The sequence below is a fragment of the Roseomonas sp. CAU 1739 genome, from assembly GCF_039839775.1.
GTDB lineage: Bacteria > Pseudomonadota > Alphaproteobacteria > Acetobacterales > Acetobacteraceae > Neoroseomonas.
Map to the genome: position 1 here is coordinate 63,757 of NZ_JBDOQQ010000001.1, position 26,110 is coordinate 89,866.

The 26,110-nt window shown below is 71.0% G+C and carries 20 protein-coding genes; 6 read left to right on the plus strand and 14 right to left on the minus strand.

Annotated elements, in window-relative coordinates:
* Position 1 precedes the first annotated feature (1 nt).
* Entirely contained in the window at positions 2 to 790 is a 789-nt protein-coding gene (locus tag AAFN86_RS00275; protein ID WP_347541153.1) for an SDR family NAD(P)-dependent oxidoreductase, read from the minus strand.
* Positions 791 to 820: 30 nt separating this feature from the next.
* Between AAFN86_RS00275 and AAFN86_RS00280 the strand changes: the two genes are divergently transcribed.
* The 3 genes from AAFN86_RS00280 to AAFN86_RS00290 all read left to right on the plus strand — a co-directional run bounded on the left by AAFN86_RS00280 (position 821) and on the right by AAFN86_RS00290 (position 3,556).
* Positions 821 to 1,726, plus strand: a complete 906-nt coding sequence (locus AAFN86_RS00280) for a YicC/YloC family endoribonuclease (protein ID WP_347541155.1) — start codon at positions 821 to 823, stop codon at positions 1,724 to 1,726.
* A gap of 270 nt (positions 1,727 to 1,996) precedes the next feature.
* Positions 1,997 to 2,626, plus strand: coding sequence for a guanylate kinase (gene gmk, locus AAFN86_RS00285; RefSeq protein WP_347541157.1), 630 nt, complete (start codon positions 1,997 to 1,999; stop codon positions 2,624 to 2,626).
* Between the two features lie 3 nt (positions 2,627 to 2,629).
* On the plus strand, positions 2,630 to 3,556 hold the full coding sequence (locus AAFN86_RS00290) for an AEC family transporter (protein WP_347541159.1): 927 nt from the start codon (positions 2,630 to 2,632) through the stop codon (positions 3,554 to 3,556).
* On the opposite strand, the gene AAFN86_RS00295 is transcribed toward AAFN86_RS00290, so the two are convergent.
* A complete protein-coding gene (locus AAFN86_RS00295; RefSeq protein WP_347541161.1) occupies positions 3,543 to 4,457 on the minus strand; it encodes a LysR family transcriptional regulator in 915 nt (304 codons plus the stop codon). The two genes, AAFN86_RS00290 and AAFN86_RS00295, sit on opposite strands and share 14 nt — an antisense overlap.
* A 131-nt stretch (positions 4,458 to 4,588) precedes the next feature.
* On the opposite strand from AAFN86_RS00295, the gene AAFN86_RS00300 reads away from it, so the two are divergent.
* A complete protein-coding gene (locus tag AAFN86_RS00300; protein ID WP_347541163.1) occupies positions 4,589 to 5,503 on the plus strand; it encodes an alpha/beta hydrolase in 915 nt (304 codons plus the stop codon).
* A gap of 440 nt (positions 5,504 to 5,943) precedes the next feature.
* On the opposite strand, the gene AAFN86_RS00305 is transcribed toward AAFN86_RS00300, so the two are convergent.
* Positions 5,944 to 6,291 (minus strand): hypothetical protein, encoded by a 348-nt coding sequence (locus tag AAFN86_RS00305; RefSeq protein ID WP_347541164.1) that lies wholly within the window; start codon positions 6,289 to 6,291, stop codon positions 5,944 to 5,946.
* A gap of 88 nt (positions 6,292 to 6,379) precedes the next feature.
* Between AAFN86_RS00305 and AAFN86_RS00310 the strand changes: the two genes are divergently transcribed.
* Positions 6,380 to 9,445 carry an AAA family ATPase gene (locus AAFN86_RS00310; protein WP_347541166.1) on the plus strand — a complete coding sequence of 1,022 codons (3,066 nt, stop codon included), beginning with the start codon at positions 6,380 to 6,382 and terminating at the stop codon, positions 9,443 to 9,445.
* Positions 9,446 to 9,491: 46 nt separating this feature from the next.
* Here AAFN86_RS00310 and AAFN86_RS00315 read toward each other — a convergent pair whose 3' ends face one another.
* The 9 genes from AAFN86_RS00315 to AAFN86_RS00355 all read right to left on the minus strand — a co-directional run bounded on the left by AAFN86_RS00315 (position 9,492) and on the right by AAFN86_RS00355 (position 22,386).
* Positions 9,492 to 11,411 carry a hypothetical protein gene (locus AAFN86_RS00315; RefSeq protein ID WP_347541168.1) on the minus strand — a complete coding sequence of 640 codons (1,920 nt, stop codon included), beginning with the start codon at positions 11,409 to 11,411 and terminating at the stop codon, positions 9,492 to 9,494.
* A gap of 56 nt (positions 11,412 to 11,467) precedes the next feature.
* The gene (rsmA, locus tag AAFN86_RS00320) at positions 11,468 to 12,301 is read right to left on the minus strand and encodes a 16S rRNA (adenine(1518)-N(6)/adenine(1519)-N(6))-dimethyltransferase RsmA (RefSeq protein WP_347541170.1); all 834 of its coding nucleotides are present in this window, start codon (positions 12,299 to 12,301) and stop codon (positions 11,468 to 11,470) included.
* Positions 12,302 to 12,524: 223 nt separating this feature from the next.
* On the minus strand, positions 12,525 to 13,865 hold the full coding sequence (locus AAFN86_RS00325) for a peptidylprolyl isomerase (RefSeq protein WP_347541173.1): 1,341 nt from the start codon (positions 13,863 to 13,865) through the stop codon (positions 12,525 to 12,527).
* Positions 13,866 to 14,206: 341 nt separating this feature from the next.
* Positions 14,207 to 16,504: an LPS assembly protein LptD gene (locus AAFN86_RS00330; protein WP_347541175.1), complete on the minus strand. Its 2,298-nt coding sequence runs from the start codon at positions 16,502 to 16,504 to the stop codon at positions 14,207 to 14,209.
* 5 nt (positions 16,505 to 16,509) lie between these two features.
* The gene (gene lptG / locus AAFN86_RS00335) at positions 16,510 to 17,634 is read right to left on the minus strand and encodes an LPS export ABC transporter permease LptG (protein WP_347541177.1); all 1,125 of its coding nucleotides are present in this window, start codon (positions 17,632 to 17,634) and stop codon (positions 16,510 to 16,512) included.
* The gene (gene lptF, locus AAFN86_RS00340) at positions 17,631 to 18,782 is read right to left on the minus strand and encodes an LPS export ABC transporter permease LptF (RefSeq protein WP_347541179.1); all 1,152 of its coding nucleotides are present in this window, start codon (positions 18,780 to 18,782) and stop codon (positions 17,631 to 17,633) included. The genes lptG and lptF overlap by 4 nt, the downstream gene beginning before the upstream one ends.
* A 368-nt stretch (positions 18,783 to 19,150) precedes the next feature.
* Positions 19,151 to 20,578 (minus strand): FAD-binding oxidoreductase, encoded by a 1,428-nt coding sequence (locus tag AAFN86_RS00345; protein ID WP_347541180.1) that lies wholly within the window; start codon positions 20,576 to 20,578, stop codon positions 19,151 to 19,153.
* 36 nt (positions 20,579 to 20,614) lie between these two features.
* Positions 20,615 to 22,015, minus strand: a complete 1,401-nt coding sequence (locus AAFN86_RS00350) for a membrane dipeptidase (protein WP_347541182.1) — start codon at positions 22,013 to 22,015, stop codon at positions 20,615 to 20,617.
* Positions 22,016 to 22,065: 50 nt separating this feature from the next.
* Positions 22,066 to 22,386, minus strand: a complete 321-nt coding sequence (locus tag AAFN86_RS00355; RefSeq protein ID WP_347541184.1) for a hypothetical protein — start codon at positions 22,384 to 22,386, stop codon at positions 22,066 to 22,068.
* Between the two features lie 220 nt (positions 22,387 to 22,606).
* On the opposite strand from AAFN86_RS00355, the gene AAFN86_RS00360 reads away from it, so the two are divergent.
* Complete coding sequence (locus tag AAFN86_RS00360) at positions 22,607 to 23,158, plus strand: hypothetical protein (protein ID WP_347541186.1); 552 nt, start codon at positions 22,607 to 22,609, stop codon at positions 23,156 to 23,158.
* A gap of 7 nt (positions 23,159 to 23,165) precedes the next feature.
* Here AAFN86_RS00360 and AAFN86_RS00365 read toward each other — a convergent pair whose 3' ends face one another.
* Both AAFN86_RS00365 and AAFN86_RS00370 read right to left on the minus strand, forming a co-directional pair.
* Positions 23,166 to 24,158 (minus strand): TAXI family TRAP transporter solute-binding subunit, encoded by a 993-nt coding sequence (locus tag AAFN86_RS00365; RefSeq protein WP_347541188.1) that lies wholly within the window; start codon positions 24,156 to 24,158, stop codon positions 23,166 to 23,168.
* A gap of 14 nt (positions 24,159 to 24,172) precedes the next feature.
* Positions 24,173 to 26,086: a hypothetical protein gene (locus AAFN86_RS00370; protein WP_347541190.1), complete on the minus strand. Its 1,914-nt coding sequence runs from the start codon at positions 26,084 to 26,086 to the stop codon at positions 24,173 to 24,175.
* Between the last annotated feature and the right edge of the window lie 24 nt (positions 26,087 to 26,110).

Here is a 26,110-nt window from a genome sequence, read left to right on the forward strand (position 1 = left end):
CTCAGATGGTCCCGTCGGCTGCCTTGGCGGGCATGCGGCTGAAGAACCAGGCGCGCGCCGCGATCGGCAGCATGCCCAGGATGCGGGCACCGGCATAGGTCGGCCAGGGATAGGCGATTCGCGTGCGCCCCCGCGCGATGCCGTCCAGCGTGCGTCGCGCGGCCTCCTCGGCATCCATCAGGAACGGCATCTTGAATGCATTGCGCGCCGTCATCGGCGTGCGGACATAGCCCGGGCAGATCGCGTGCATCCGGATGCCGCGCCGGCGCTCGGACGCGTCCAGCGCCTCGGCCCAGCGTTGCACCGCGGCCTTGGTCGCGCAGTAGGTCGGCGCGCCGGGTGCCGCGACGAACGCGGCCAGCGAGGCCACCACCGCCACCCGCCCGCGCAGCCCGTCCTTCCCCGGCGCCTGCGCCGCCATGACGTCGATGGCGGGCAGGGCGGTGTTCAGCACGCCGGTGACGTTGATGTCGAAGATGCGCCGGGTCTGGTCGCTGGGTTCGGCCGTCCCGCCTGTCCCGGCGGACACACCCGCATTGGCGATGACCAGGTCGAGCCGCCCCGCGCCCGCTATCCAGCCGGCCATGGCATCGGCGTCGCGCACATCGAGCACGACAGGGCGCACCTCCGCCCCGCGCGCCCGGCATGCGGCGGCGGCTTCGTCGAGCCTGGCGGCATCGCGGCCGGACAGGTGCAGAACCGCGCCGGGCCGCGCGCAGCCCCCCGCCAGCGCCCGCCCCAGGCCCGAGGACGCCCCGGTGATCAGCACATGGTCCCAGCCGGCTTGCATCGCGCTCCTCCCCGGGGGAGAAGCGGCGCCATGGCCGCACATCCCCTCTCCTCCATGACCGGCTTCGCCCGTGAGGGCGGCACGCTGGCCGACGGTTCCTCCTTCCTGTGGGAATTGCGCTCCGTCAACGGCCGGGGGCTCGATGTCCGCCTCCGCCTGCCCAACGGCTTCGATGCGATCGAGACCCCGCTGAAGGAAGCCACGGCGAAGCTGCTCAAGCGCGGCAACGTCTCCGCCACCCTGACGGTGAAGCGGGAGGAACGCGGCGCGTCGCGGCTGACGCCCGATCCGGCCGCACTCGAACATGCGCTCAAGATCGCGCTCGACCTGGTGCTGCGCATCCCGGGCTGCCCGCCGCCGCGGGCCGAATCGCTGCTGACCCTGCCCGGCGTGCTGCGCGCCGAGGTCGTGGAACCGGACGAAGCGGAGGAGGACGCCAAGCGCACCGCCATCGCCGCGGCCTACGCGACGGCGCTGGACGGGCTGATCGCCTCCCGCCGGGCGGAGGGGGAGAAGCTCTCCGCCATCCTCGGCGTGCTGCTCGATGAGGTCGCGGCGCTGCACGGCCTTGCCACCACCGAAGCCGCCGACCAGCCGGCGTTGCACCTGGCACGCCTGCGCGAAAGCCTCGCCGCGCTGCTGGAAGGCGAACGCCGCGTGCCCGAGGAACGACTGGCCCAGGAAGTGGCACTTCTGGCGACCAAATCCGATGTTCGGGAAGAACTCGACCGTCTGTCCGCCCATATCGCCGAGGCGCGGCGGCTGTTGACCTCGGGCGATGCGATCGGCCGCAAGCTCGACTTCCTGACGCAGGAATTCGTGCGCGAGGCCAATACGCTGTGCAGCAAGTCATCCTCCATCCCGCTGACGCGCATCGGCCTCGACCTCAAGGCGGCGATCGAGCGGCTGAAGGAACAGTCGGCGAATGTGGAATGAGCCCGCCCGCAGCCGGCCCCGCGCGATGCGGGACCGGTGCCGGCTGCCGGATCAGGCTTCCGGCAGGCGGTGCGGCAGCGTCCGGTCGGCATCAACCATGATGCCGGCGGCGAGTTGCACGGCGGCAAGGGCGGCGAGGACGATGAGGAAGATCGTAAGCGGCATTGGGAACACTCCTGTGTGGCGTTCCTCCCTAACCTGCTCAGGAACATGGGTTGGTGCACTGCACAATACAATCCAGCCCGATCTGGGCGGCGTCCGGTGACGGCGATGGATCCGATCGCCCGGCGCGGCCTGTGCCTGGTGCTTGCCGCTGCTCCGGGGGCCGGCAAGACCTCTGTCTCCCGCGCCCTGCTGGAAACCGAACCCGCGCTGTCGCTGTCGATCAGCGCGACCACCCGCGCCCCGCGCCCGGCCGAACAGGAAGGCGTCCACTACTTCTTCAAGTTGGATGCCGAATTCGATGCCATGGCGGCGCGCGGCGAGTTCCTCGAACACGCGCGCTTCCTCGGCCGCGCCTATGGCACGCCGCGCGGGCCGGTCGAGACCGCGCTCGCATCCGGCCATGACGTGCTGTTCGACATCGAATGGCAGGGCCATCGCCAGATGAAGGCGACGCTGCCCGAGGATGTCGTCGGTATCTTCCTGTTGCCGCCCTCGCTGCCCGACCTGGAAGCCCGCCTGCGCGGCCGCGGCCAGGACAGCGAGGTCGAGATCGCCCGCCGCATGGCCGCCGCGCGCGAGGAAATCACCCACTGGGACGAATTCGACCACGTGGTGGTCAACCGCGATTTCGCGGCGACTGTCGCGCAGGTGCGGTCCATCCTGCACGCCGCGCGCAGCGAACGCCGCCGCCAGCCCGGCATGGCCGGCTTCATCGCGCAGTTGCTGGCGGGCTGACGCTTGGGCGTCATCCTCGGCATCGTCGCACCGGTCTTCATCATCGTCGGGCTCGGCTACCTGGCGGCGGTGCGGGGCTTCATCGACCAGGCAGGGTTTCGCGGGCTGAACGACTTCACCTTCAGCCTGGCGGCACCGGCGCTGCTGTTCGTCGGCGGCACATCCGGCCATGGCGGCGGCGGGCCGGCGGCCCTCGCCTTCTTCGGCGCGGCACTGCTGATCTACGGCGCGGCACTGTGGCTCGGCACGATGCGGATGCACATGCCCTTGGGGGAGGCGGGGCTGTTCGCCCTGAACTGCACCTTCGGCAATACGGTGATGATGGGCATTCCGCTGATCACCGCGGCCTTCGGCCAGGCCGGGTTGCCGATCCTGATCACCATCATCGCGCTGCATTCCATGGTGCTGCTGACGCTGGCGACGGTGGTGGCCGAGATCGGCCTGCATCGCCACGCCCCCTGGCGGCGCATCGTGGTCGCGACCATCACCGGCGTCGTGCGCAACCCGGTGGTGGCGACGGTCTTCGTCGCCCTGGCCTGGAGCACGATCGGCCTGCCGGTCCCAGGCGTCATGCGCCGCACGCTGGAGATGCTGGGCGCCGCGACACCGCCTGTCGCCCTGTTCTGCCTGGGCGGCTCGCTCGCCGCCTTCCGCGCGGGGCAATCCTGGGGCGAGGTCGCCTGGGCGACCGTGCTGAAGCTGGCCGCGCTGCCGCCGCTGGTCTGGGCCGGCTGCCTGCTGCTGGGCCTGTCGCAGCTTGAAACCGGCGTCGCGGTGATGACCGCCGCCCTGCCGACCGGTGCCAACGCCTTCCTGCTGGCGCGGCGCTACGCAACCGGGGCGGACCGCTCGGGCGCGACGGTGCTGGTCTCGACGGTGATCTCGGTCTTCACCCTCGCGGCGGTGCTGGGCTGGATCAGGCCGGGCTGACGGGCCGGTCCCAGACCGGCGGATCGCCGAAGGCGCTGCGGAGATGCGCCACCAGCGCACGGATCTTGGCCGAGCTCCGCCTTCCCTCGACATGCGCCAGGACGATGAATTCGGGATCGGCTTCGGCGCCAACATCGATGGCGTGCAGCGCGCCCGCCCGCAGCGCCGCGCCGGCGATGAAGGATGGCAGCAGCGCGATGCCGAGCCCGGCCATGGCCGCATCGCGCATCACATCGCCATTGTTCACGCGCAGCGCCACGCGGGCGCGCACCAGCGCCGCACCTTCGGGTCCGACCAGGCGCCAATCCGCCACGCCCCGATTCGCGTAGAAGATGCCGCCATGCCGTTCGAGCTCTGCAATCGAGCGCGGCGTGCCATGGCGCGCCAGGTAATCCGGCGACGCGACCAGGCATCGCCGGCTCGGGGCGAGGCGCAGCGCGACCAGCCGGCTATCCTCGATGGGCCCGTGGCGGATCACGGCGTCATAGCCTTCGGCCGCGGCATCGACGCGGCGATCATCGAGATCGAGCGCCAGCGCGATGTCGGGATGGGTCGCGAGGAACGGGTACAGCGCCGGGCCGAGATGCATCCGCCCGAAGGTGACCGGCGCCGAAAGCCGCAGCGGGCCGGCCAGGCTGCCGCGCCGCTCGGCCATCTCGGCGGTGGCGTCCTCCACCTCCCGCGTGATGCGGGCAGCGCGTTCCAGGAAGGCCGCGCCATCCTCCGTCAGGGACAGCCGCCGCGTCGTGCGGTGCAGCAGCACCGTGCCCAGGCTGCGTTCAAGCTCGACCAGCCGCTCGCTGACCACCGACTTGGCCAGGCGCAGCCGCCGCGCGGCCTCGCTGATGGACCCGGCCTCGGCGACCAGGACGAAGGCGGCGATGCCGTCCAGCTTGACCATCGTTCGGGAAAGCCGAATTCCAGTTTCGATATTCGGAGCCTGCTCCGAACGATCCGAAAACGCCATAGTCGCGCCAACAGACGCGGCCGGCGCGCAATGATGCGGACCCGGCCCGCGCAGGAGAGACGACGATGCTTCGTTCCGTGATCGGCGCGGCTGCCGCGCTGGCCTTCGCGATGCCCGTAGCGGCCGAGGTTCCCCCCTTTCCCGACGGCTTCCGCACCCAGCAGGTCCAGACCGATGGTGCGACCATCCATGTCCGCATCGGCGGGCAGGGGCCGGCGGTGCTGATGATCCATGGCTATGGCGAGACCGGCGACATGTGGGCGCCGCTCGCTGCCGCGCTGGCGCGTGACCATACGGTGGTCGCGCCGGACCTGCGCGGCATGGGGCTCTCCTCCAAGCCCGAGGGCGGCTACGACAAGCGCACCCAGGCCGGCGACATGGCGCGCGTGCTCGATGCGCTCGGCATCCAGCGGGCGGATCTGGTGACGCACGACATCGGCAACATGGTCGGCTACGCCTTCGCCGCGCAGTACCCCGCCCGCGTGACGCGCTTCGTGCTGATGGATGCGCCGGTCCCCGGCATCGGACCGTGGGAGGAGATCCTGAAGAACCCGCTGCTGTGGCATTTCCGCTTCGGCGGGCCGGATATGGAGCGCCTGGTTGCGGGCCGCGAACGCATCTACCTCGATCGCTTCTGGAACGAGTTCTCCGCCGATCCGCGCCGCTTCGACGAGGCATCCCGCGAGCACTACGCGCGGCTGTATGCGCAGCCCGGGGCGATGCGGGCGGGCTTCGCGCAATTCGCCGCCTTCGATCAGGACGCGATCGACAACAGGGCCTTCCTCGCGCGCGGACCGTTGACGATGCCGGTGCTGGCGATCGGCGGCAGTGCATCCTTCGGGCCGACCATGGCGGCGGTGATGCGCTTCGCGGCGACGAATGTGGACGAAGCCGTCGTTGCCGATTCGGGCCATTGGCTGATGGAGGAACAGCCGGCGGCGACCGTCGCGGTCATCCGCGCATTCCTCGGGCGCAACTGAACGATCCATTTCCTGGATGGTGGAACCTGGAGGGCGCCAGCGCGATGCGTCCGAAGCAGAGAGGGTGGGGCACCTCGGAAAGGGGCTTTGCCCCTCTCCGGACCTCACCCCACCAAAGGCCGGCGGGCCTTTGGAAACCATCACCTGGCTTTGGGCGGCGCGGGCGTTTCGGCATGCTCACCCGGACGCCGTCCGGAAGGGTTCGATGGTTGGGCGCCGCAGGGAACGACGGCCCCAATTCGAGGTGTCCAGAGGCCCTTAGGCCTTTGGCGGGGTGAGGTTTGGAGAGGGGCAGAGCCCCTCTCCATCCAAGCGCCGCAACCAATTCTGCGCGCCTACGGCGCGACGCCAAACCAATCCCCGCGCGCAACATCGGTGGCGGTCACGCCGCCAGGCAAGAATCGTCGCTCAAACGACGTCCCGGCAGCGCCGCCCGCGCCTCACGGCCAGACCTTCGACCGTCCGCCTTCCTGGTCCTTGTCCGCTTCCAGATCGCCGGTGCCGAGATTGACCACGCGCTGGATCACGCCCGGCTCGTTGCGCACCACCGGTTTGCCTGCCACGACATCCTCGGGGTCCTGCGCGACCCATTCGCCGTCGATCATCAGGTAGCGCTGGATGCGCCCATCCTGCTTGTAGGTCACGGTGAAGGCGCCCGGGTGGAACACCGCGCGCGTCACCGACCCGGCCGGCCACAGGATCTCATAGGAGGCGACGTCCGCATCCGCATCGAAGGCGGCTTCGCGGGCCTTGGCGGCGGGCATATCCTTGAATGGATCATCGGACATATGATGACGGGTCCTTCATTCCTGTTCCGTGTGGTATCGCATCCTCATGTCGGCTGCGGAAGATGCTTCCCGGTGTCCCAGATGCGCCGTGCCCGTGCTCGCGGGTGCGCGCTTCTGCCATAGCTGCGGCCAGCCGCTCTCCCCCGCACCCGCCAGCCGGACCGAGGAACGCAAGGCGCTCACGGTCCTGTTCGCCGATATCCGCGGCTCGACGCGGCTGATCTACAACGAGGACCCGGAACGCGCGCGGGAACTGTTCAAGCCGGCGATGGATGCAATGGGCAATGCGGTCCGTCGCTTCGGCGGCACCGTCAACCGCGTGGTCGGCGACGGCATCATGGCGATGTTCGGCGCGCCGGTGGCGATGGAACAGCACGCGCTCGGCGCCTGCTGCGCCGCGCTGCACATGCGCGATGCGCTGCGCCGCATCGGTGTCGAGCAGCGCGCGCGCCACGGCATCGACTTCGCCGCGCGGATCGGCGTGCATTCCGGCGAGGTCGTCGTCCACGATGTCGTCAACGACCTCTCCGCCGGCCTCGATGCTGCCGGGGCGGTCGTGCATATCGCCGCGCGGATCGAACAGGCGACCGAACCCGGGGAGGCCTGGATTTCCGCTGCCACGCTGCGGCTGGTCGAAGGCTACGTCACCGCCGATACGCCGCGCATGCTCGACCTGCGCGGCGCGACCGAACCGGTGGAGGTCTACCGCCTCGTCGCGGCCGATCCGAATCGGACCCGCCTGCAGGTCGGCGCGCGGCGCGGCCAGGCGCCCTTCGTCAGCCGCACCGGCGAATTGGCGGTGCTGGACGCCACGCTGAACCGCAGCACCGTGGGCCATGGCGGCGGCGTCGTACTGGTGGGCGATGCCGGCTGCGGCAAGTCGCGCCTGGTGCATGAATTCCTCGCCCGCCAGCCGCGCGACAATCCGCGCGTCCTGCACGCCTTCTGCCAGCGATACGATGCGACCACGCCGCTCGCGCCGCTTGCCACCCTTGCGCGCACGCATTTCGGCATCACGCCCGAAGACGACACGGCGCGCGTGCATGAACGCGTCGAATACGGGCTGCGCGATGCCGGCCCCGGCATGGCCGATGCGGTGCCGGCGCTCGTCGCCACGCTCAGCCGCGGCGCCGAGGAACCGGCTTGGCGTGCGCTCGCCCCGGACCAGCGCCAGCGCCGGCTGCATACCGCCTTCACCGGCTTCTTCCGCCACCTCGCCGAGGAACAGCCCCTCGTGCTGACGGTCGAGGACCTGCACTGGGCGGATGGCGAGACGCTCGCCGTGCTCGACCGCGTCGCCGAGGAATTGCCCGCGACGCGGCAGATGCTGCTGCTCGACCACCGGCCGGAATTCACCCATTCCTGGCCATCCAGCATCAGCCCGGTGCGGGTCGAACCGCTCGGGCGCGACCACACGCTGGACCTGATCCGTCGCATGCTCGGCGAGGCCATCGGCAATCACCGTCTGGCCGCCGTGCTGGCCGAGCGCACCGGCGGCAACCCCTTCTTCCTCGAGGAATGCGTCTCCTCCCTGCTCGAACAGGGGGCGCTGGTCGGCCAACGCGGTGCCTACCGGCTGGTCGCCGAGATCGACACGCTCGACCTGCCGGATACCGTGCGCAGCCTGATCGCGTCCCGCATCGACCGCCTGCTGCCCGACGACAAGCATGTGCTGCAGGCCGCAGCGATCATGGCGCGCGGCGTCGAACCCCGCATCCTCGCCGCCATGCTCGAACGCGGGGAGGGGGAGGTGCTGCCCACCCTGGCACGCCTTGAGGCGGCAAACCTGCTGCAGGTTGCCCGGAGCGAGGCGGCGGACAGCTTCGACTTCTGTCACGCGCTGATCCAGGAAACCACGTATGCCGGCATGCTGAAATCGCATCGCCGCACCCGCCATGCGCGGCTGATGGAAGTGCTGGAGGGCGAACTCGGCGACCGCCTGACCAACCGGGTCGAGGCGCTGGCGCTGCACGCGGCGCGCGGCGAGACCTGGGACAAGGCGGCGCGCTACGGAAGGCAGGCGGGTGCGAAGGCGGCGGCGCGCTCGGCCAACCTCGAAGCGGTGCAGTTCCTCGAACAGGCGATGGACGCGCTGTCCCGCCTGCCGGAGACCGAGGAGGTTCTGCGCGAGTCGATCGACCTGCGCTTCGACCTGCGCACGCCGCTGTTCCGCCTCGGCCGGGTCGGCCCGCTGTTCGAGCGGCTGCGGCAGGCCGAGGCGCTGGCCCAGCGCCTGGGCGACCACCAGCAGCTCGGTCAGCTCGCCATCTTCATGAGCCACCAATGCTGGCTCGCCGGCGACAATGCCGGGGCGATCGGGGCGGCGGAACGTGCCGCGGCGATCGGCCGCAGCGCCGGGGATGCCGCGCTGGTCGTGCGCGCGGGCTTCCAGGCGGGGCTTGGGCAGATGGGCCTGAACCAGTTCGCCGCCGCGGCGACGGGGATGGCGACGGTCGCCGAACTCGCGGAGCAGCCGGGCTATCTCGACCGCTTCGGGCTCGACCGGCCATTGGCCGTCGTCGCCCTTGGCTACCGCGCCCGCGCGCTCGCCGAACTCGGCGAATTCCAGCGCGCCTCGGAAGCCGTCGAAGCCTGCCAGGCGCTGGCGGCGACCGTGCAGCGGCCCTTCACCTCGATCTTCGCGTCCATCGCCGATGGCCATCTGCGGCTGATGACGGGCGAGCCCACCAAGGCGATGGCCTCGCTCGAAGCCGCGCTGGATTACGCGCGCAAGGCCGAGACGCAGCTGATGATCCCGGTCGCCGAGGGCTTCTTCGGCGCCGCCTGCACCGCCGCCGGACGCTGGCCGGACGGCGTGCGTCACCTGGCCGCCGCGGTGCGGGAGGCCGACGAGATGGGCTTCCAGTTCCAGCAACCGTTGCGCCTTGCGCTGCTGGCCGAGGCGCATCTGGCGGCCGGCGAGGTCGAGGCGGCGGCGACCCAGGCGAAGGCGGCGCGCAGCTTGGCCGAACGCCAGGGCGCGCGGGCCGCACTTGCCCATGCGCTGATGATTGACGCGCGGCTCGCCCGCGATGCAGGGGAGCACGAAGCGTCCGAGGCGCAGTTCCGCCGTGCGCTTGCGATCGCCGAGGAGCTGTTCCTGCGTCCGCTGGCGACGCGCATCCGCGGCATGATGGCTCCGGCCCCCCTCTGAAGTGCTTCACACTACGGTCAGGGTGGATGGCGGCATGTGATCCGCGTCACAGCACCATGTCGATGATCCGCGCCTGCGGCAGCTTTCCGATTGAGGAGAGCACGACCAGCCGTCCGTCCGACCCGCCGGCCACCGTCGCGCGCAGGCCCCAGGATGTCGCCGAGGCGGCCATGCGCGGCGGCTGCCACGGAATGCGGACCTCGCCGACCGCGCCGGGCGCGATCGGCGGCAGGCTCGCCGCCTCCCCGACCTGGTGCCAGGGGCCGATCTGCAGCGGGAGATTGACGGTTCCCTGGGCGTGGATCGTCACCGTCAGTGCCTCGCTCGGCGCATCGCCGCGATTGGTCACGCGCAGGCGCAGCTCCTTCCCGTCCAGCATCAGGTCGGGCGAGGTCCAGTTCCAGGGCCGGTCCGTGTCGCGCGGGTCGGTCTCGTAGCTGGTGCCGGCGGCGGCGTTCCAAGGCGTCACATGCAGCACCGCCCGCCCCGCCGCCGCGCCGATGGCGAGGCGGTAGCGCCCCGATTCCTCCCGCGCGGCGACGATCACCACCACCTGCGTGAGGCCGGTGGTCGGCACGAAGCGGGTCCAGCGCGTGCTGTCGATACGGATCAGGTCCTTCAGGCGTTCCTGCCCGGCGGCGTCGCGGCCGACCATCAGGATCTGGACCAGCGGGTCCCCCATGCCCTGTTCCACCGCGAAATCGACCTTGAGCAGGGACGGGGGCGCGTCGCCCAGGTCCACCACCGTGTAGCGCGCTGCGAAGCCGGCGCGGACGGCGCCCTGGGGGATCTCGAAGACATAGGGCTTGGCGGCAAGCTTGCCGGCCTGCAGCGTCTCGCCGGGCCAGACGAAGGGGCGCTTGCGGCTGAAGCGCCCGCCGCCCTCGTCATTCTCGACATAGTCGAAGCGCCGGTCGGATTTCGGCTTGCCGGTGGCGTGCATCCAGTTGGCGACGAGGAAATTCCCCCAATCCGTCTCGGTCGACAGCACCTCCCCATTGGCGACGCTGAGCTGTGCGAACCGGTCCAGATGCCCTTCGCCGACCACCATGCCGCGCGCCTCCCGCAATTCCAGCAGGCTGTAGCCATCGGTGTTGACCATGCGCTTGAGGATGGTGCGCATCACCTCATGCCCGAACTCGGAATCGCGGGCGATCTCGCCATGCTGTTCGCACAGCCAGCGCCAGAACAGCGCGGCGGCGTAGCTGTGCGGCGCGATCTCCCCGCCCGGCGCCCCGTGGTAGATCAGCGGGCGGCCCGGATCATCGAGGAACTCGATGCCGTCCTTGAGGTAGCGATCGCCGGAATCGAGCACCCAATCCTCGGCCAGCCGCGCCCCACCTTCGCGCAGCGCGGCATAGAGCTGCGAGGTCTTCGCCGTGGTCGGATTGTATTCGTATTGCACGCGGTGGAAGATTTCATGCGCCACGGTCAGCAGCGCATCCGCACCGTCGAGGCGGGTCGAGACCCAGACATGGTCGAGCCAGACCTCGGTCCCGCCACGGTAATTCGCACCATCCTCGCCGCCGAAGGTGCAGAGATGGATGGTCAGGTCCTTCGGGACCTCGAAGCCCAGCTTGCCGAAGACCTTCAGCGAATGCGCCGCCATCCGCGCAATGCGCTGCACATGGGCCGGATGCGCCGGGTCGGCGACCTGCCCGAGGTCGATCTCGGCCACCTTGCACGGCTCCGGCCCCGCGGGCGCGGCCCTGCGCTCCGGCGGCAGGGCATGGAGCGGATGGCTCTTGGCATCGAGGGTATAGACGATCGTGATCGTCCCCCCATCAATCGACTTCTCCTCGAATCGCAGCCAGGATTCGAGCGGTGCCGGCAGCGGCCCGAAGGCCGGGCCGAGCGCCGGGTCGCCGCCGCGCTGCGGCTGCACCGGTTCGGCCCGCAACGGATGGATATCCGACGCCGAGCCGCAGCGGCAGTTGCCGCGCCTGAAGATACCACCGAACAGCATGGATGACGTTCCTGACTCGAATCGGCCGGCAGCCTCCCTGCTGGGCAGGCCGCGCGTCAAGCGTCGCGGGCGAGCACCTCACGCGCGAGGCGGTCGAACTCGGCGACGGTCAGCGTCTCCGCCCGGCGCGACCCGTCGATCCCGGCCGCCGCCAGCAGCCCCTCGGCGTCGCCGAGGGATTTCAGCGCCCCCCGCAACATCTTCCGCCGCTGCCCGAAGGCCGCCGCCGTGCAGCGTTCCATCGCCTTGAACAGCGCCGGGCCGGGGTCCTCGGCATGCGGGGTGAAGCCGACCACGGCCGACCACACCTTGGGCGGCGGGGTGAAGGCGCCGGGCGGCAGGCGCAGCAACAGGTCGCAGCGGCAGCGCCACTGGGCCAGCACCGCCAGCCTTCCATAGGGTCCGGTGCCCGGTGCGGCGCAGATGCGTTCCGCCACCTCCTGCTGGAACATCAGGGTCATGCCCTCGATGGCCGCGGCTTGGCGCAGCCAGCCCACCAGCAGCGGGGAGGCGACGTTGTAGGGCAGGTTGGCGATGATCCGCCGTGGTGCCGGCACCAGCGCGGTCGCGTCGGCCTTCAGCGCATCGCCCTCGATGACCGCGAGGCGCCCGGTATGCGCCGCGGCGAGTTCGGCGAGCAGCGCCACGGCGCGGCGGTCGAGTTCGATCGCCACAACCTGCGCCGCCGGCGTGGCGAGCAGCGCCCGCGTCAGCCCGCCCGGACCGGGACCGACTTCGAGCACATGCCGGCCCGTCAGGTCGCCGGCGAGGGCCGCGATGCGCGCGCAGACCGAGGGATCGAGCAGGAAATGCTGGCCGAGCGATTTGCGCGCATCGAGGCCATGGCGGGCGATGGCCTCGCGCAGGGTGGGCTGGTCGGCGGGGGTCATGGGCGCAGGGATGTCCCGGAAGGGGCCTTGCGCCCTTCGGACCTCGCCCACCAAGGGTCCATCGGCATGAAGGCGTGATCGCCCCAGGTGGACTCACCGGAGGCGTGAATCACACGATCAAACAAATGCATGGAGCAGGAGGCGTGAGCGAAAGCGAACGGATCCTGCTCCAGATGGGCTGGCTTGGAGGGGCGACGCCCTTCCAACCGTGCTTCCCCCTGCGTCACCCGCGCCGCGCCGGCGGCCGCGTCTCCGCCGGTGCGGGTGCCGCTGCCGGTGTCCCGCTTCGGATGTCGATCTGCGCGCGCCGTTGCAGGTCGCGCAGCACCTGGCGCGAGATCAGTTCCACGCGTTCGCGCACCACCCTGTCGCGTGCCTGGTCGGCGGTGACCTCGGCGAGGTTGCGCGTTTCCCGCCCGCAGACGACCAGCACCATCGCGCCATCCGGGGCGATGATCGGCTGGGATGGCCGGCCGAGCGGCAGGCTGCCGAGCAGGTCGCGCAGTTCGGGCGGGGTGATGGCATCAAGGCGCACCTGCCCCGGGTCGTTCACCCGCGCCCCTGCGCGGCCGGCGGCGTCCAGCGCATCGCAGGACCGCGCATTTTCCGACAGCTGCTGGGCGGCTTCCACCTGGCGCATCTGCTGCGCGGTGGGCGCGACCGGGTTCACCTGGCCTTCGAAGGGGAAGACGGCCTGGCGCACGGTCAGCATGGTCGCCAGGTCGCGTCCGGCGGAACGCTTCTGGCGCAGCGTGACGATGACGAAGCCGCCCGGGACGCGGATCGGGTTGGAAACGGCGCCCTCGGGCATCTGGCGGACGACCGCCGCGACCTCGGGGTCCAGCCGCTCGGCCTGGGTCCAGCCGAGATCGCCGCCCAGCATCGCCGACTGCGACTGGCTGAACTGCGTCGCCACCATGGTGAAGGGGGCGCCGGCGCGCAGCCGGGCGATGATGTCGGCGGTGAAGCGCTGCACCTCGGCTTCCTGGCCGGGGGTGGAGATCGGCAGGAAGATCTCGGACACCATGTATTCCGGCTGGCCGGCGCGCGCCTGGTAGTTGGCGAGGTATTCGTCGATCTCCGCCTGGCTGACATTCGCCTGGTCGCCGAGCAGGCCGCGCAGCAGGCGGTTCCAGCCGATCTGGGCGCGGATCTGGTCATACAGCACGCGCGGGTCGATCCCGCCGCGGCGCAGATTCTCCCGCAGGCCGCCCGGCTGCAGGCCGTTGCGCGTCTCGATGTCGCCCACCGCGTTGGCGATGTCCTGGTCGGTCACCGGGATGCGGCGGCGCGCCACTTCCTGGGTGCGCAGGCGTTCGTTGATCAGCAGGCGCAGGATCTGGTCATTGGCGCGGCCGGCGACATCGCCGGTCATGCCCGCTGACAGGGCGAGCAGGCGGCGGCGGCTTTCGACCTCGTTCAGCGTGATGACGTCGCCATTGACCACCGCGGCGACGCGATTGACCTGGGCGATGGCGGGGCCGGCCAGCGCCAGCAGCGCGGTGAGCGCGGCCGCGGCGAGGGATGGCAGGCGCCGGCGGAGGGTTTGCGTCGCAATGATCATGGCAGCGCCTTCATAGTGGCTCGGGCGGGCAGGGGCCAGTGCGGCCGGCAATCCCGATACAAAGCCGGATTCCGGCGGGGCCACGATCCGGGCGCGCGCGGCGCGACCGAAGACGCCCGCGCGCCAATCCGGGGTGCGAAAGCCCAGCCGGCGAATGCCGGCGCCCTGCCTCGCAGGACATGAGCAGGGTCACGCCCGAGGTGGACGGCATCGGATCGTGGCGCTGCCACGATCCGGGAGCGCACGGCGCGACCGCGCCCAGACCATCCGAAGCGGCGAGCGCGCCAGTGCTGGGCGCGAAAGCGAAGCCGGCGGATGCCGGCGCCCGGCGCCTGAGGGCATCAGATGGCCCTGAACCCGACATCGCCAATCGTCTTCAGCCCGACGCGGAACAGCAGCACGGTATTGGCGGGATACAGGCTGTTGGTCGAGGGGTCCTCGGCGAAGCGCTTGAGGAAGCGGGCCTCGAACAGGAAGCACTCATCCTCGTAGGCGACCGAGGCGGTGATCACCACGGGGCGGTTAATCTCGATATCGTACCGGGCGAAGGCGCCGATCCGCCAATGGCCGAGGCGCTGGTTGATGCCGATCGCCACTTCGTTGCGTTCCTGGACCGGGGTCAGGTAGGGCATCGCCGGCGTGAACAGATACCCGCCGGTCAAGGCGGTGCCCGAACCAATGTTCACGGTGGTGGACAGGTCGAGGAACTGCAGCGCGCCATCATCCTGGGCGAAACGCCCACGGCCGAGGAATTCCAGCCAGGAGACCGGACGCAGCCTGGCGCGCCCGACATAGTCCGAGGCCCGGTTCTCAAGCCCGCTGCCGGTATAGAACGGCCCGCCGTCGTTTTGCACGCGATAGGACGCGCCGGCGAGGCCCTCGGCCATGCCCCCGTTGGGGAAGTACCAGGCGCCGCGCAGCGCGTAGTCCACGCGGGTGCCGCCTTCCTGCCGGTCGCGCCCGGCGAAGCGGTTCAGGTTGAACAGGTTGGCGTCGGTGAATTCGAGGTCGATGCTGTCCTCGTTCGGCACCGAGGACTGGCTGCCGGTCAGCGGGCCACCCACGAACTGCACGCGCGGTTCGATGACCTGGTGGCCGTATTCGCCGGCGGACCGCACGAAGGGCATGCGCCAGTCGAGCGCGGCGCGGATATTCGCCGTGCCGATCGACCCATTATCCGCGCTGGTCGAATAGTTCGGCGCACCGGCCAGGTCGGTATAGGCATAGGCCGACAGGTCGGATTGCGCGCGGATCGTCCAGAGCCCGCCCGCGCCGTCATTCATCGGCAGGTTGTAGCTCAGGCGCGTCGAGCCGCGCTGCGTGCTGGTGCCCTGGTCGCGGAAGACGGCGAAGTTCCAGGTGTCCGCGGTGAAGGTTCCGCCGAGACTGTCGGGCTGCGACACCCAATCCGCATAGATGTTCGGCAGGACGTAGGGGATCTGCGCGTTGTTGTCGGTGGGGCGCAGGCCCTGATAGGCGCGGGCGTCGACGCGGACATAGGATTCGCTGCCCCAGAAGCCTTCGGTATAGGCGTCCTGGTTGAGCAGCCGCCGCGCGCCGTAGCGGTAGATGCGCAGGTAATCCTCGCTGGTGGCCCAATTGTAGTTGAAGCCGACACGCCAATTCTCATCGATGGCGAAGCGCCCGCGCGAGAAGATGTGCCCGGCCGCGCCGACCGGCGTGTTCTCGCTGCCGTCCAGATAGCCGAGCGAGCCTTCCGCCGCGATCTCGCCGAAATTGAAGCGGCGCCGATACTCCAGCCCGAGATTGGGCACGTTGTTGGTGCCGATGAGCGGCCGCAGCAACAGGTCCTGCGTTTCGTCGATGGCCCAGTAATACGGCGTCTCGATGAAGGCGCCGAGATACTTGGTGACGCCGAAGGTCGGGCTGAGGAAGCCCGATTGCCGCGGCGCGCCCGCCGAAGGGTGCTGCAGATACGGGGTCCAGAAGGTCGGGATGCCCGCGAACTCTACCACCGCATCGCGGTAGCGCACCTGCCGCGCGGTCTGGTCGAGCGTGGCCGTGCGGGCGCGCAGCTGCCAGATCGGCGGGGCCAGCGGATCGGTCTGGCAGGGGTCGCAGGCGGAATAGACGACGCGCGACAGGTCGAAGAAATTGCCGTCGGTGCGCCGCGCGCCGGCGGCGGCCACGCGCCCGTTCTGCGCCAGCAGGCCGCGCAGCCCATCCAGCACGCCGTCCTTGAACTCGTTCCGCAACTCGGCGCTTTCGGCGAAGATGACCTGGCCGTCGGATTCGATCAGCTGGACATTGCCGCGCGCGGTGGCGACGCCGGTGTTGCGGTCATAGGTGAATTCATCGGCCCGCAGCATGCGGTTGCCCTGCCACGCCTCGACATGGCCGCGCGCGGTAACGAGGGCGCGGTTCTGGTCGTATTCCACCTCGTCGGCGGTGAAGGTGACAGGCTGGTCCTGCGCGACCGCCCCGCCTGGCAGCGCCATCCGACCCGGCGCGGCCGGTGCGGGGGCCGCGGCGACGGGCCCGCGCTCCTGGCCCGGCAACACCGGGGCGGCATTCTGCGGGGCGTCGATTGGCGGCAGGGCGCTGGTCTGCGCCAGTGCCGGGACAGCCCCCAGCGCCAGCAGCGCGCCAAGACCGAGACGTTTCGGCAAGCCGGCCATGGGCTTCATCCGTCCTCCAGGTGCAGCAGCAGCGCGGTGGCGAGCAGGAAGCCCGCACCCGCCGGTGCCCAGGCGGCGAACAGCACCGGCAGCGTGCCGGCCTCGCCGAATTCGCCGGTCACCTTGTCGATCACGAACAGCGCGAATCCGGCGGCGACACCGCCGCCGATCATCTGCCCCACCCCCCCGCGTCGGGAGGAGCGCATCGAAAATCCCGCCGACAGCAACGCCATCGCCGCGGCGAGCAGCGGCAGCGCCAGCAGGGACTGGAACTGCAGCCGGTGGCGCACTGCCGAGAAGCCTGCATTCTCCAGGATCTGGATGAAGTCCGGCAGCGCCCAGAACGACAGCGTGTCGGGGCTCGCGAAGGAATCCTGGATGCGGTTGGGCGTGAGTTCGGTGGCCAGGTCCAGCCGGCGGGTGGGCGAGGGCATGCGGTCCGCTCCGAAGGTGACCGCATCGCTGATCACCCAGCGCCCGGGTTCGAGCACCGCCGAGGGGGCTTCCACGCGCGCCAGCGGCCGGTCTTCCGCCGACAGGCGCCACAGCGTCACCTCATCCAGGCGAAACGCCTCCCCCGGGCGCAGGTTGGTGACCGGCACGGGGCGCCCCGACAGGATCGCCACGCCTTGCGGTTCAAGCCCCGGGTCGGATTGCCGCAGCCACAGCCGCCCGCCGGCCAGCGCCGTGATGCCCGAGGTGTTGCGCAGGAACTGCGCGTCCAGCCGTTCCGCCCGTGCCAGCATGGCCGAGGACAGCGGCGAGACCACCGTGGTGGCGACCGTGCCGAGCAGGACCGCGACGACCACCGGCCCCCCTAGGAAGCCCCAGGCCGAGATGCCGGCGGCGCGTGCGACAATCAGCTCCGACGACCGCGTCAGCCGCCAGAAGGCGGTGATGCCGCCGAGCAGGATGGCGAAGGGCAGGATCTGCATCGCGACGAAGGGCAGCCGCAGCGCGGCGATCTGCGACACCAGGCCGAAGGTCGCGTCGGGGCGCGTCGCGGCGCGGCGCAGCAACTCGATCAGGTCGAACAACGCCACCAGGCACGCCAGCGCGGCCAGCATCGCCACCGTCATGGCGGCGAAGCGGCGCGACACATACAGCGTCAGGGTCCGGGTGAAGGTCATGGCGAAGCAGGTATGGGGGGCGCGGCAGGTTTCGGCCAGCCGGGCGCGCCCACCACCCACCACAGCGCGACCACGCCCGGCAGCAGCGCCTGCACCCAGATCAGCGGCACCCAGGCATTGTCGCGCGCCGCGAGGTTGCCCCCGGTCAGCCCGAAGGCGAGTAGCGCGACCACCATGCCGATGCCGACCGCGATGCGCGCCCCACCGCCATGGCGGCGGAATTCCCCGGTCAGTGCCACGGCAAGGCCGACCAGCGCGAAGCTGAGCGTGGTGAAGGGGCCGGACAGCCGCTGATGCGCCTCGGCGTAATAGCGGCGGTACTCGCGGTCGCGCAGGCCCTCGGCGGGGTCGGGGTTGAGCAACTCGGCCACCGAACGCTCGCGCGAATCGCGGGTGCGGGCTTCCTCCCCACGCGTCGCGCGGGCCAGGTCGATGCTGTTCTCGGAGAACGACAGCAGGTTGAGCCGCATCGGCGGCGTGCCGGGCGCGGCATTGGCCGGCGCGCGTTCCACCTGCTGGCGCACGCCGTTCAGCAGCGTGACGCGGGGGCCGGTCGGCGTGACGGTGATGCGGCCCTGCTCGGCAAGGATCGTCACCGGCGCGCCGGTCTCGCGCTGGTCATGCACCAGGATGCCGCGCAGCGTGCCATCCGGGTCGCGATACCGCGCATAGACCGTCAGGTCGTTGCCGACTTGGGAAAATACGCCTTCCTGCAGCAGCACGCCGACCAGCTGGTTGCGGATCTCGAACTGCCATTGCCGGAAGGCGGTGTGCGACAGCGGCACCAGCCACAGGTTCAGCACCATGCACACGCCGGTTGCGAGCATCGCCAGCAGCACGGCCGGGCGCGCCAGCGTCCATTGCGACAGCCCGGCCGATCGCATCACCACCAATTCGCGATCCGAAGCCAGCCGGACATAGGTGAACAGCACCACGACGAAGGTCGTGATCGGCAGGATGACCGCGAAGAAGGACGGCAGCATCAGCGAGGTGAGCTCGACGAAGACCAGCATCGACAGGCCGCGGTCGAGCACGAGCTCGATGAAACGCAGCGACTGCGTCAGCCAGACAAGCGCCGCCAGCCCCACCGTGACGGCAATGAGGGCGATGGTGAGCTGGCGCAGGAGGTAGCGGTCGATGCGGGTCATGAAACGCCGGCAAGCTAGAGGTTTGTCGCCCGTGCCGGAAGTCTTGTGGGAGGGCGCGCGTTACAATGTAACGGAGAGGGAGGGGGAGAAGGTGCGGGTTTTGCCGGCGAAGGTTGGAGGGGCGCTGCCCCTCCAAGCCACCCCGCCAGGGGGCTGCGGCCCCCTGGACCGCGGGGATTTGGCGCCGGGCATCGGGTTTGCTCGGTTCGCGGCGGCCACCAGGCAACAAGACATTGATGAAGGCCCGATCAAGCCTGCAGCCTGAAGGTTCCACGACCCGGGATCGACAAATCCCGCGGGCCGGGGGGCCGCCGCCCCCTGGGGGGGAGGGGTTCGGAGAGGGGCAAGGCCCCTCTCCGACGCACGCCCTACGGCAGAACCTTGCCCGGATTCATCAACCCGGCGGGGTCCAGCGCCGCCTTGATCCGCTTCATCGCGTCGAGTTCCGCGCCGCCGCGCCAATCTTCCATCATGTCCGTCTTGAGCCGCCCGATTCCGTGCTCGGCGGAAAATGACCCGTCGAGGTCGCGCACCACCGCGTTCACCGTGTCCATGATGTCGTGGCTGCGGGCGAGGAAGGCGGCGCCGTCCATGTCCTCGGGCTGTTCGAGGTTCATGTGGATGTTGCCGTCGCCCATATGCCCGAAGGGGACTGGCCGCGTGCCGGGGATCAGCGCGATGCAGGCGGCCGAGGCGCGGCGGATCAGCTCCGGCACCTTGGACACCGGCACCGAGACGTCGTTCTTGACCGACGCGCCTTCCTTGCGCTGGGCCTCGGGGTGTTCCTCGCGGATGCGCCACAGCGAGGCGCGCCTCGCCTCGCTGCCGCTGACGACGGCATCGATCACCTCACCTTCCTCCATCGCCGCACCTAGGACCTGTTCGGCCAGCCCCTGCAGATCGGCATCGGCGCGGGTCGAGGCGAGGTCCACCAGGATGTAGTGATCGGCCCGTTCCGCCACCGGCAAGGTGACGCCGGGAATATGCTTCACCGCGAAATCGACGCCGACGCCCGACATGTATTCGAAGGCACGGATCGCCGTTTCATCCACTGTGCGGAAGCGCTGGAAGACGGCGAGTGCCGCATCCTCGTCGCGCACCGAACAGAACAGCACCTCATTGGCGCGCGGCCGCGCGAACAGCCGCAGCGTCGCGGCGGTGACGATGCCGAGCGTGCCTTCGGCGCCGACGAACAGATGGCGCAGCGCATAGCCGGTATTGTCCTTGCGCAGCCGGCGCAGCCCATTCCAGACCTGCCCGTCCGGCAGCACCACCTCCAGGCCGAGCATCAGCTCCCGCGCATTGCCGTAGCGCACGGTGGTATTGCCGCCGGCATTGGTGGACAGCACGCCGCCGATCGTCGCGGTGCCCTCCGCACCCAGCGAGAGCGGGAACAGGCAGTCCGCATCGGCGGCCGCATCCTGCGCGGCCTTGAGCACGACGCCGGCCTCGGCCGTCATCGTCATGTCCACGGGATCGAGCGCGCGGATGCGGTTCATCCGCGCCAGCGACAGCACGACGGAATGACCGTCCTCGGTCGGGGTGGCGCCGCCGACCATGGACGTATTGCCGCCCTGGGGCACGATGGGAATGCCGGCGGCGACGCACAGCTTCACGCAGGCCGCGACCTGGTCGGTATTGGCCGGCCGCAGCACCGCGAGCGCCTTGCCCTGGTAGAGGCTGCGCCAGTCGGACAGGGAAGGGGCGATGTCGGCGGCATCGGTCAACACGCCTGCGGGGCCGAGCAGGGCAATGAGGTCGGCCAGCAGGCCGTCGGGCGGGGTGGTGTCAGGCATGGGGCGGAGAAAACGCCGCCCCGCCGGCCGGGTCAATCACCCCGGCAGCACCGCCGCCAGCACCCGCGCATGGTTCCCGCCCAGCACCTTGGCTGCTCCCGCCCCGTCGAACCCCACCGCCAGCAACGCGGCGGCCAGGTCGGGCGTCAGGCGGTAATTCTCAAAGGACGCCGGGGAGAGCAGGCCCAGCATGTCGCTGCCGATGCCGACATGGTCGATGCCGATCGCGTCCACCATCCGGGCGACGCTCTCGGCATAGCGCCGCACCGAAGGCGGCCCTTCCACGATTGGCCAGACGCCCACCACCCCGCCGGTCGCCGCCACCAGCCGGGCGTGATCGGCCGTGACCCACCGGCTGCGCGGCCCTGGCCGGCGGGCGAGCGCGGTGTGGGACAGCACCAGCGGCTGCGTCGTGACCTCGGCGGCCCGGCGCACCAGCGCCTCGGTGCCATGCGCCACATCGACCACCAGGCCGAGCCGGTTGCAGTCCCGGATCACCGCCGCGCCGAAGGCGGTCAGCCCGCCATGGACCGGGGCGGCGGTCTGGATGTCACCGAGTTCGTTGACCCGGTAGTGCACCAGTTGAAGGTGCCGCAGCCGCTCCGCGCGGAACAGCGCCTCCACCCGGTCGAGCCGGCCCTCCAGCATGTCGGCCCCTTCCGCCGCGACCACGACGGAAGGCGGCGCGCCCGCCTGCCGGCTGCGCGCCAGCCCCGTCCGGTCGGTGACGACGATGAGCCCATCCTGCGCCACCAATGCCCGCAGCCGCGCGAAGGCGGCCTGGGCGTGCGTCCAGAGCTCGCCAGGGTCCGGGTCACGAAAGGCCTGGATTCGCGTCTCGACGATTTCGGTCGTCGGCGTGTCGGCGACCATGGCCAGCGCGATCAGCGTCATGCCGCCGTCGCGCATCGGTCCCGCGACCGGCGTGAAGGGCCGCTGCACGGTGCGGCGGCCAATGAGGACGCGGCCGGCATGGCTGTGCAGGTCGGTCGGTCGGGCCGCCTCGACCAGCGCCCGGGCCGCGCCGTCGGCCTGCGCGCGGGCGAGGCGCGGCGCCGCGCAGACCAGCGGTGCGGCGAGCAGTGCGCGGCGGCCGAAGGCGAAGGGTTGCGCCGCCCGCGCGACCGCCTGCGCCGCGTGCATCTGCCAGCGCCAGCCTGCGGGGTCGTCGGACGCCAGGCGCTGCCAGGTGCCGCGCACCTGCAGCGTCCGGCCGCGCGGCGCGGGGGCGGCCAGCAGAACCTCGACGGCGGCGTCGGGGTCTGGGCGGCAGCCGGCGCAGCAGCCGGCCTCGGGCACCAGCAGCAGGGTGCCGGGGGTATCGGCGCCGGTCGGGAAGACGGCGCCTTCGATGACGACCTCGGTGCCGTCGGCCGGCGCCTCGCCACGCAGCAGCGCGGGCCAGCCTATCGTCGCGGGCGGGGATTCGGGCGGCATCGGCAGGCGGGACCTCGATCGGGGGAGGCGGCGTTGCGGCGCCGTCAGTCTCACCCCTTGCCGGTCATCCGTGCAAACACCTGCCGGTCGCGGTTTTCCTGCATCAGCATGGTCAGGCTCGGGATGCTGCCCAGGCCAAGGCCCTGCGGCAGCCCGCCCTCCGGGTCGGCGGTGACCTTGCCGTAGGATTCGGAGGCGACCTTCTCCCACTTGCCGGCCGGCTTCTTGGCCTCGATGGTCACCACCGTCGCCTTGAGCAGCATCCGCACGATGGCTTCCTTGGGGGAGGACGGCTTGGTCAGGCTGGGGTTGCCGGCGATCATCGTCCAGCCATTGGCGAGCGCCCAGGTGGTCAGCGCGTCCTTGTCCATGTCGCGGCGTCCTTCGGATTGCGCCGTTCCTATGGGCCGGGCGGGCGGCCAGGGCAACGGCCTGTGCCGCGAGCGCGAACCGCCGCCGCGACGGCGCCGGGTGCCGGGCGATGCGAAGGCTGCGGCCCGACGCATGCTTCCCCTGCCGCGACGAAGCGGTCTGGATGGCGCCCGCGAACCGTGCCGTGATGCCCGCTTCGAGAGGGGATTCAGCGATCTGATGGACGCCTTGCCGAATTGGCGCACCTTATTCGTCCTGCTTGTGCTGGTCATCCCGGTCGCCACTGCCGCGATTCGCCTCGCGCGGGCCGAGGGCGGCGTGATGACCCCCGGCTTCAAGGGCTGGCTGTTCGTGCTGGGCGCCTGGGTGTGGCTCGCTCTGCTGCGCGGTCTGGTCGAGTTCGGCCGCATGCTGGCCGACAGCGCCGGGGTCAGCGCCCATTTCCCCTGGCTGCTGCGCGCCGACCTGGTGATCTCCTCCGTCTCGATCCTGCTCGCGGCAGCTTGCGTGGTCGCGATGCTGCGCCGGTCCGCGTCGTTCCGCTGGCTGTTCCCACTTTCCGCCGGCTGGGTGGTGCTGAGTTTCCCGCTCTCGGTCCTGCTCGCGCGCTTCCTGCTCGACGTCGTGTACGGCGTGCGCGTCGAGTTCGGCACGGTCATGGCCGCGCTGTCGGGCGAGTTGCCGCAATGGGCGGGCGGGCTGGCGGCGGCGATCGGCTGGGTGCTGTACCTGCGCCGATCGCGCCGCGTGGCGATGACCTTCGTCACCTGAAGGCGTTTCAGCGCGTCGGCCGCGCGCGCGCCTCCGCATCCTCCGCGGCGCGCAGCCGGGTCCAGCCGGGCACCCGCGCGGCGAGGTTCACCTCGCGCCATTTCGGATGCCGCGGCGGGCGCAGGAACGCCTCGAAATTGTCGAAGAAGGCATCGACGAAGGTCGCCACCTTGCGATGCCGATCGGTGCCGGGCTGCCAGGCATAGGCGGCCATCACCGCGCCGACCGCGATGGTCTCGACCGGCGCGCCGTCGGGGATCAGGGCGGGATACTGCGCGGCGGCGAGTTCGGCCGGCAGGTAGGTGTCGAGCAGCGAGGGCGCCATCGGCAGCGGCACGAAATGCAGCCCGGCATCACGCGGGATGTTGGAGAACAGCCGCGCCGGCTTGCCGGCGACATAGACCATCGCCGCGATCTCCCCGCGACGCAGCTTCTCGAGCGCGGTGTCCTGCACGTCGTTGACCATCTGCACCGGGATTCCGAGGCTCTCGAACAGCACGGCCGAGGTCATCGCCGTGCCCGACCCGCGTACATCCACATTGACCGGACGGTTCGCCAGGTCCTCGACGCGGCGGATGTCGCCGCTCGCGAGGAGGTGAACCTCCTCGTCGTACAGCTTCGAGATGTAGTTCACCCGCTGGTCGAGCCCGGGGAACATCCGCTGCCGCCGCGCGAAGGCGAGCGCATCGGATTGCACGATGCCAATGTCGATGCCGCGCAGGAACATGATGTCGGACAGGTTCTGCAGCGATCCCTTGCCGATGATGGGGATGACCCGCAGGCGTATGCCGTCGTCGAGCACGGCGGCGAGGTCCGTCGCGATGCGGATATAGGTCCCGTCCACGCCGCCCGCGATGACGCCGACCGTGCCGGCATTGGCGCGCGCGGTCATGGCGTTGATGCCGGCGATGCCATCCTGCGCGTGAGCGAGGCGCGGCGCGGCGAGCGACAGCGCGCCCGAGAGCAGCAGCAGGCGGCGCGTCAGGGTGAAGCGGTCCATCGTCTCGTCCCTTGTCATGGTGCCCGCGGCGCGTGCAGGGCCTGCAGCAGCCTGGTGGCTTCGGCATCGCCCAGGGCGGCGCCGCGCCGGTACCACTCGGCCGCGGCCGCGGCGTCCGGCCGGATGCCGCGCGCGCCAAGCGCGGCGAGGAAGCGAGGGTCATAGGTCCGACCGAGGGCCGCGGCCGCCGCCCCGCTGCCGCCATGGGCGGCGCGTTCAAACAGCAGCCGTGCCGCGGAGATGTCGCCGACAGACAGCATCTCCTGCCCGCGTCGCATCAGCGCCGCCGTCATGGTGGGCGACAGGGGCGGGCTGCCCGGCGGTGACTGAAGCACGGGCTGCACCGCGGCAGCCGGCGGCGGCGGGTCGATGGGGGGCATGGACGGGTGCGAGGATGCGGCGGCTCCGGCGGATTGCGCGGGCTGCTGGACCGATGGCGCGGGCGGACCGGGGATCCCTGGCATCGTGGCCGCCTGGGCCGGGGCTGGCGTAGGCTCCGCCTCGGCATCCGTGGCTGGTGGTGAAGGGTTCGCGGGCGCTGCGGCGGATGGTGCGGGGTCGGGCGCGGGAACGGCGACGGCCGGCGGTGGAGCGATAGATGCCGGCGTCGGCAGCGCGTCGTCGACCGGCGAGGAATCCGCGACGGGGACCGCGATGAGGGGCGCGGTCGGCATGGTTTCCGCGGCCGGCGCGGAATTGGCCGCCGGGTAGGCGATGACGGGCAAGGGGGCTGCGATCGCCTGTGCGGTGCGCAAAGCGTCGTCAGGATCTCCCACGGCTGCGGGCGTCACCGCAGAGGCCACCGACGGCGGCGCTTCGTTGGACGCGGCGGTGGCAGTCGGTTCGGCAGAGGGCGGTGACGTCGCCATGACTGGCGGCGGCTCGGCCGCGACGGCCGCTGCGGTTTCCGCAATCACGGCCACCGCGACCGGAGTTGGTGGCTCGGCGCTCAACTCCACGGCCGGCGCCGCTTGAGCCTCTGCAGCGACCGGCCCATCGGCAAGGGCTTCCGCCGCCTCCGGCATTGATGCCTCGGTTGAGGCGCCGGGCGACGCCGGATCGCGAGTCACCTCCTCCGCGGTCACCAGCGGCCCGGCCATCGGCGGATCCATCGTGGCCGGCGGCGATGCCAGGGCTGGCGGCGCGCTGACCGCCGCGGTCGGTTCTGCCGCCATCGGTGCCGCCGGGGATGGCGGGACGACGGCCGGCGCGTCCGCATCCTCGCCAGGCGGTGGTTCGGCCAGGGGCAGAGGGGATTCCGGCTGTCGGATCGCGATGGCGATGGCGGGTGGTTCAAGCGGGACCCGTTCCGAAAGGCCGCCAGGCGCGTCGGGGGCGGCTTCGGCCGTGACCATCCGGGGTTCAGGCAACGGCGCCGGGAGCAGGCCGGAGAGCGTGTCGGGTTCCGGCATCGGCACGAATGGCGGCTCGACGGCATCCGGCTCGCCGCGACGTGGCGCATCGGTCGTCGCGGCCATGTCAGAACCCGGTGCGTCCGCCGGGTCCGGGGCGCCTTCAGCCCCCCGTGGCGGGGTTGGATCGTCCGCTGCCCTGATCAGGACGGGCACCGGCGCCGCCGGCTGCATGCTCACCGGTGCGGCGAGGGCGGCGTCCGCATCATCGTTCGCGCCGGCAGGGGGATCGGCGATGGCCGGGTTGTCCGGCATGGCGGCGCCGGCCAAGGTTGTCTCCGATGCCGCCGCGGCAAATCCGAGCCCGCGCTCGATGCCGCTGGCCGGCATGCGCCTCGGGGGTTCCGGCGGTCCGAGATACTGCAATACCGCCGCGCCCCCGGCGGTGCCGATCAGCACCACGCCCCAGAACACGGCCAGGGCGCGCGGACCGGGCAGTCGCCGCGGCGCGCGCGGCCCGGCGCCCCGCCCGCCGCCGGGCATGACCATGCCGGAGGTGGATCCAGGGCGCGCCATCAGCGGGCCGGCCTTTCGCGGCGG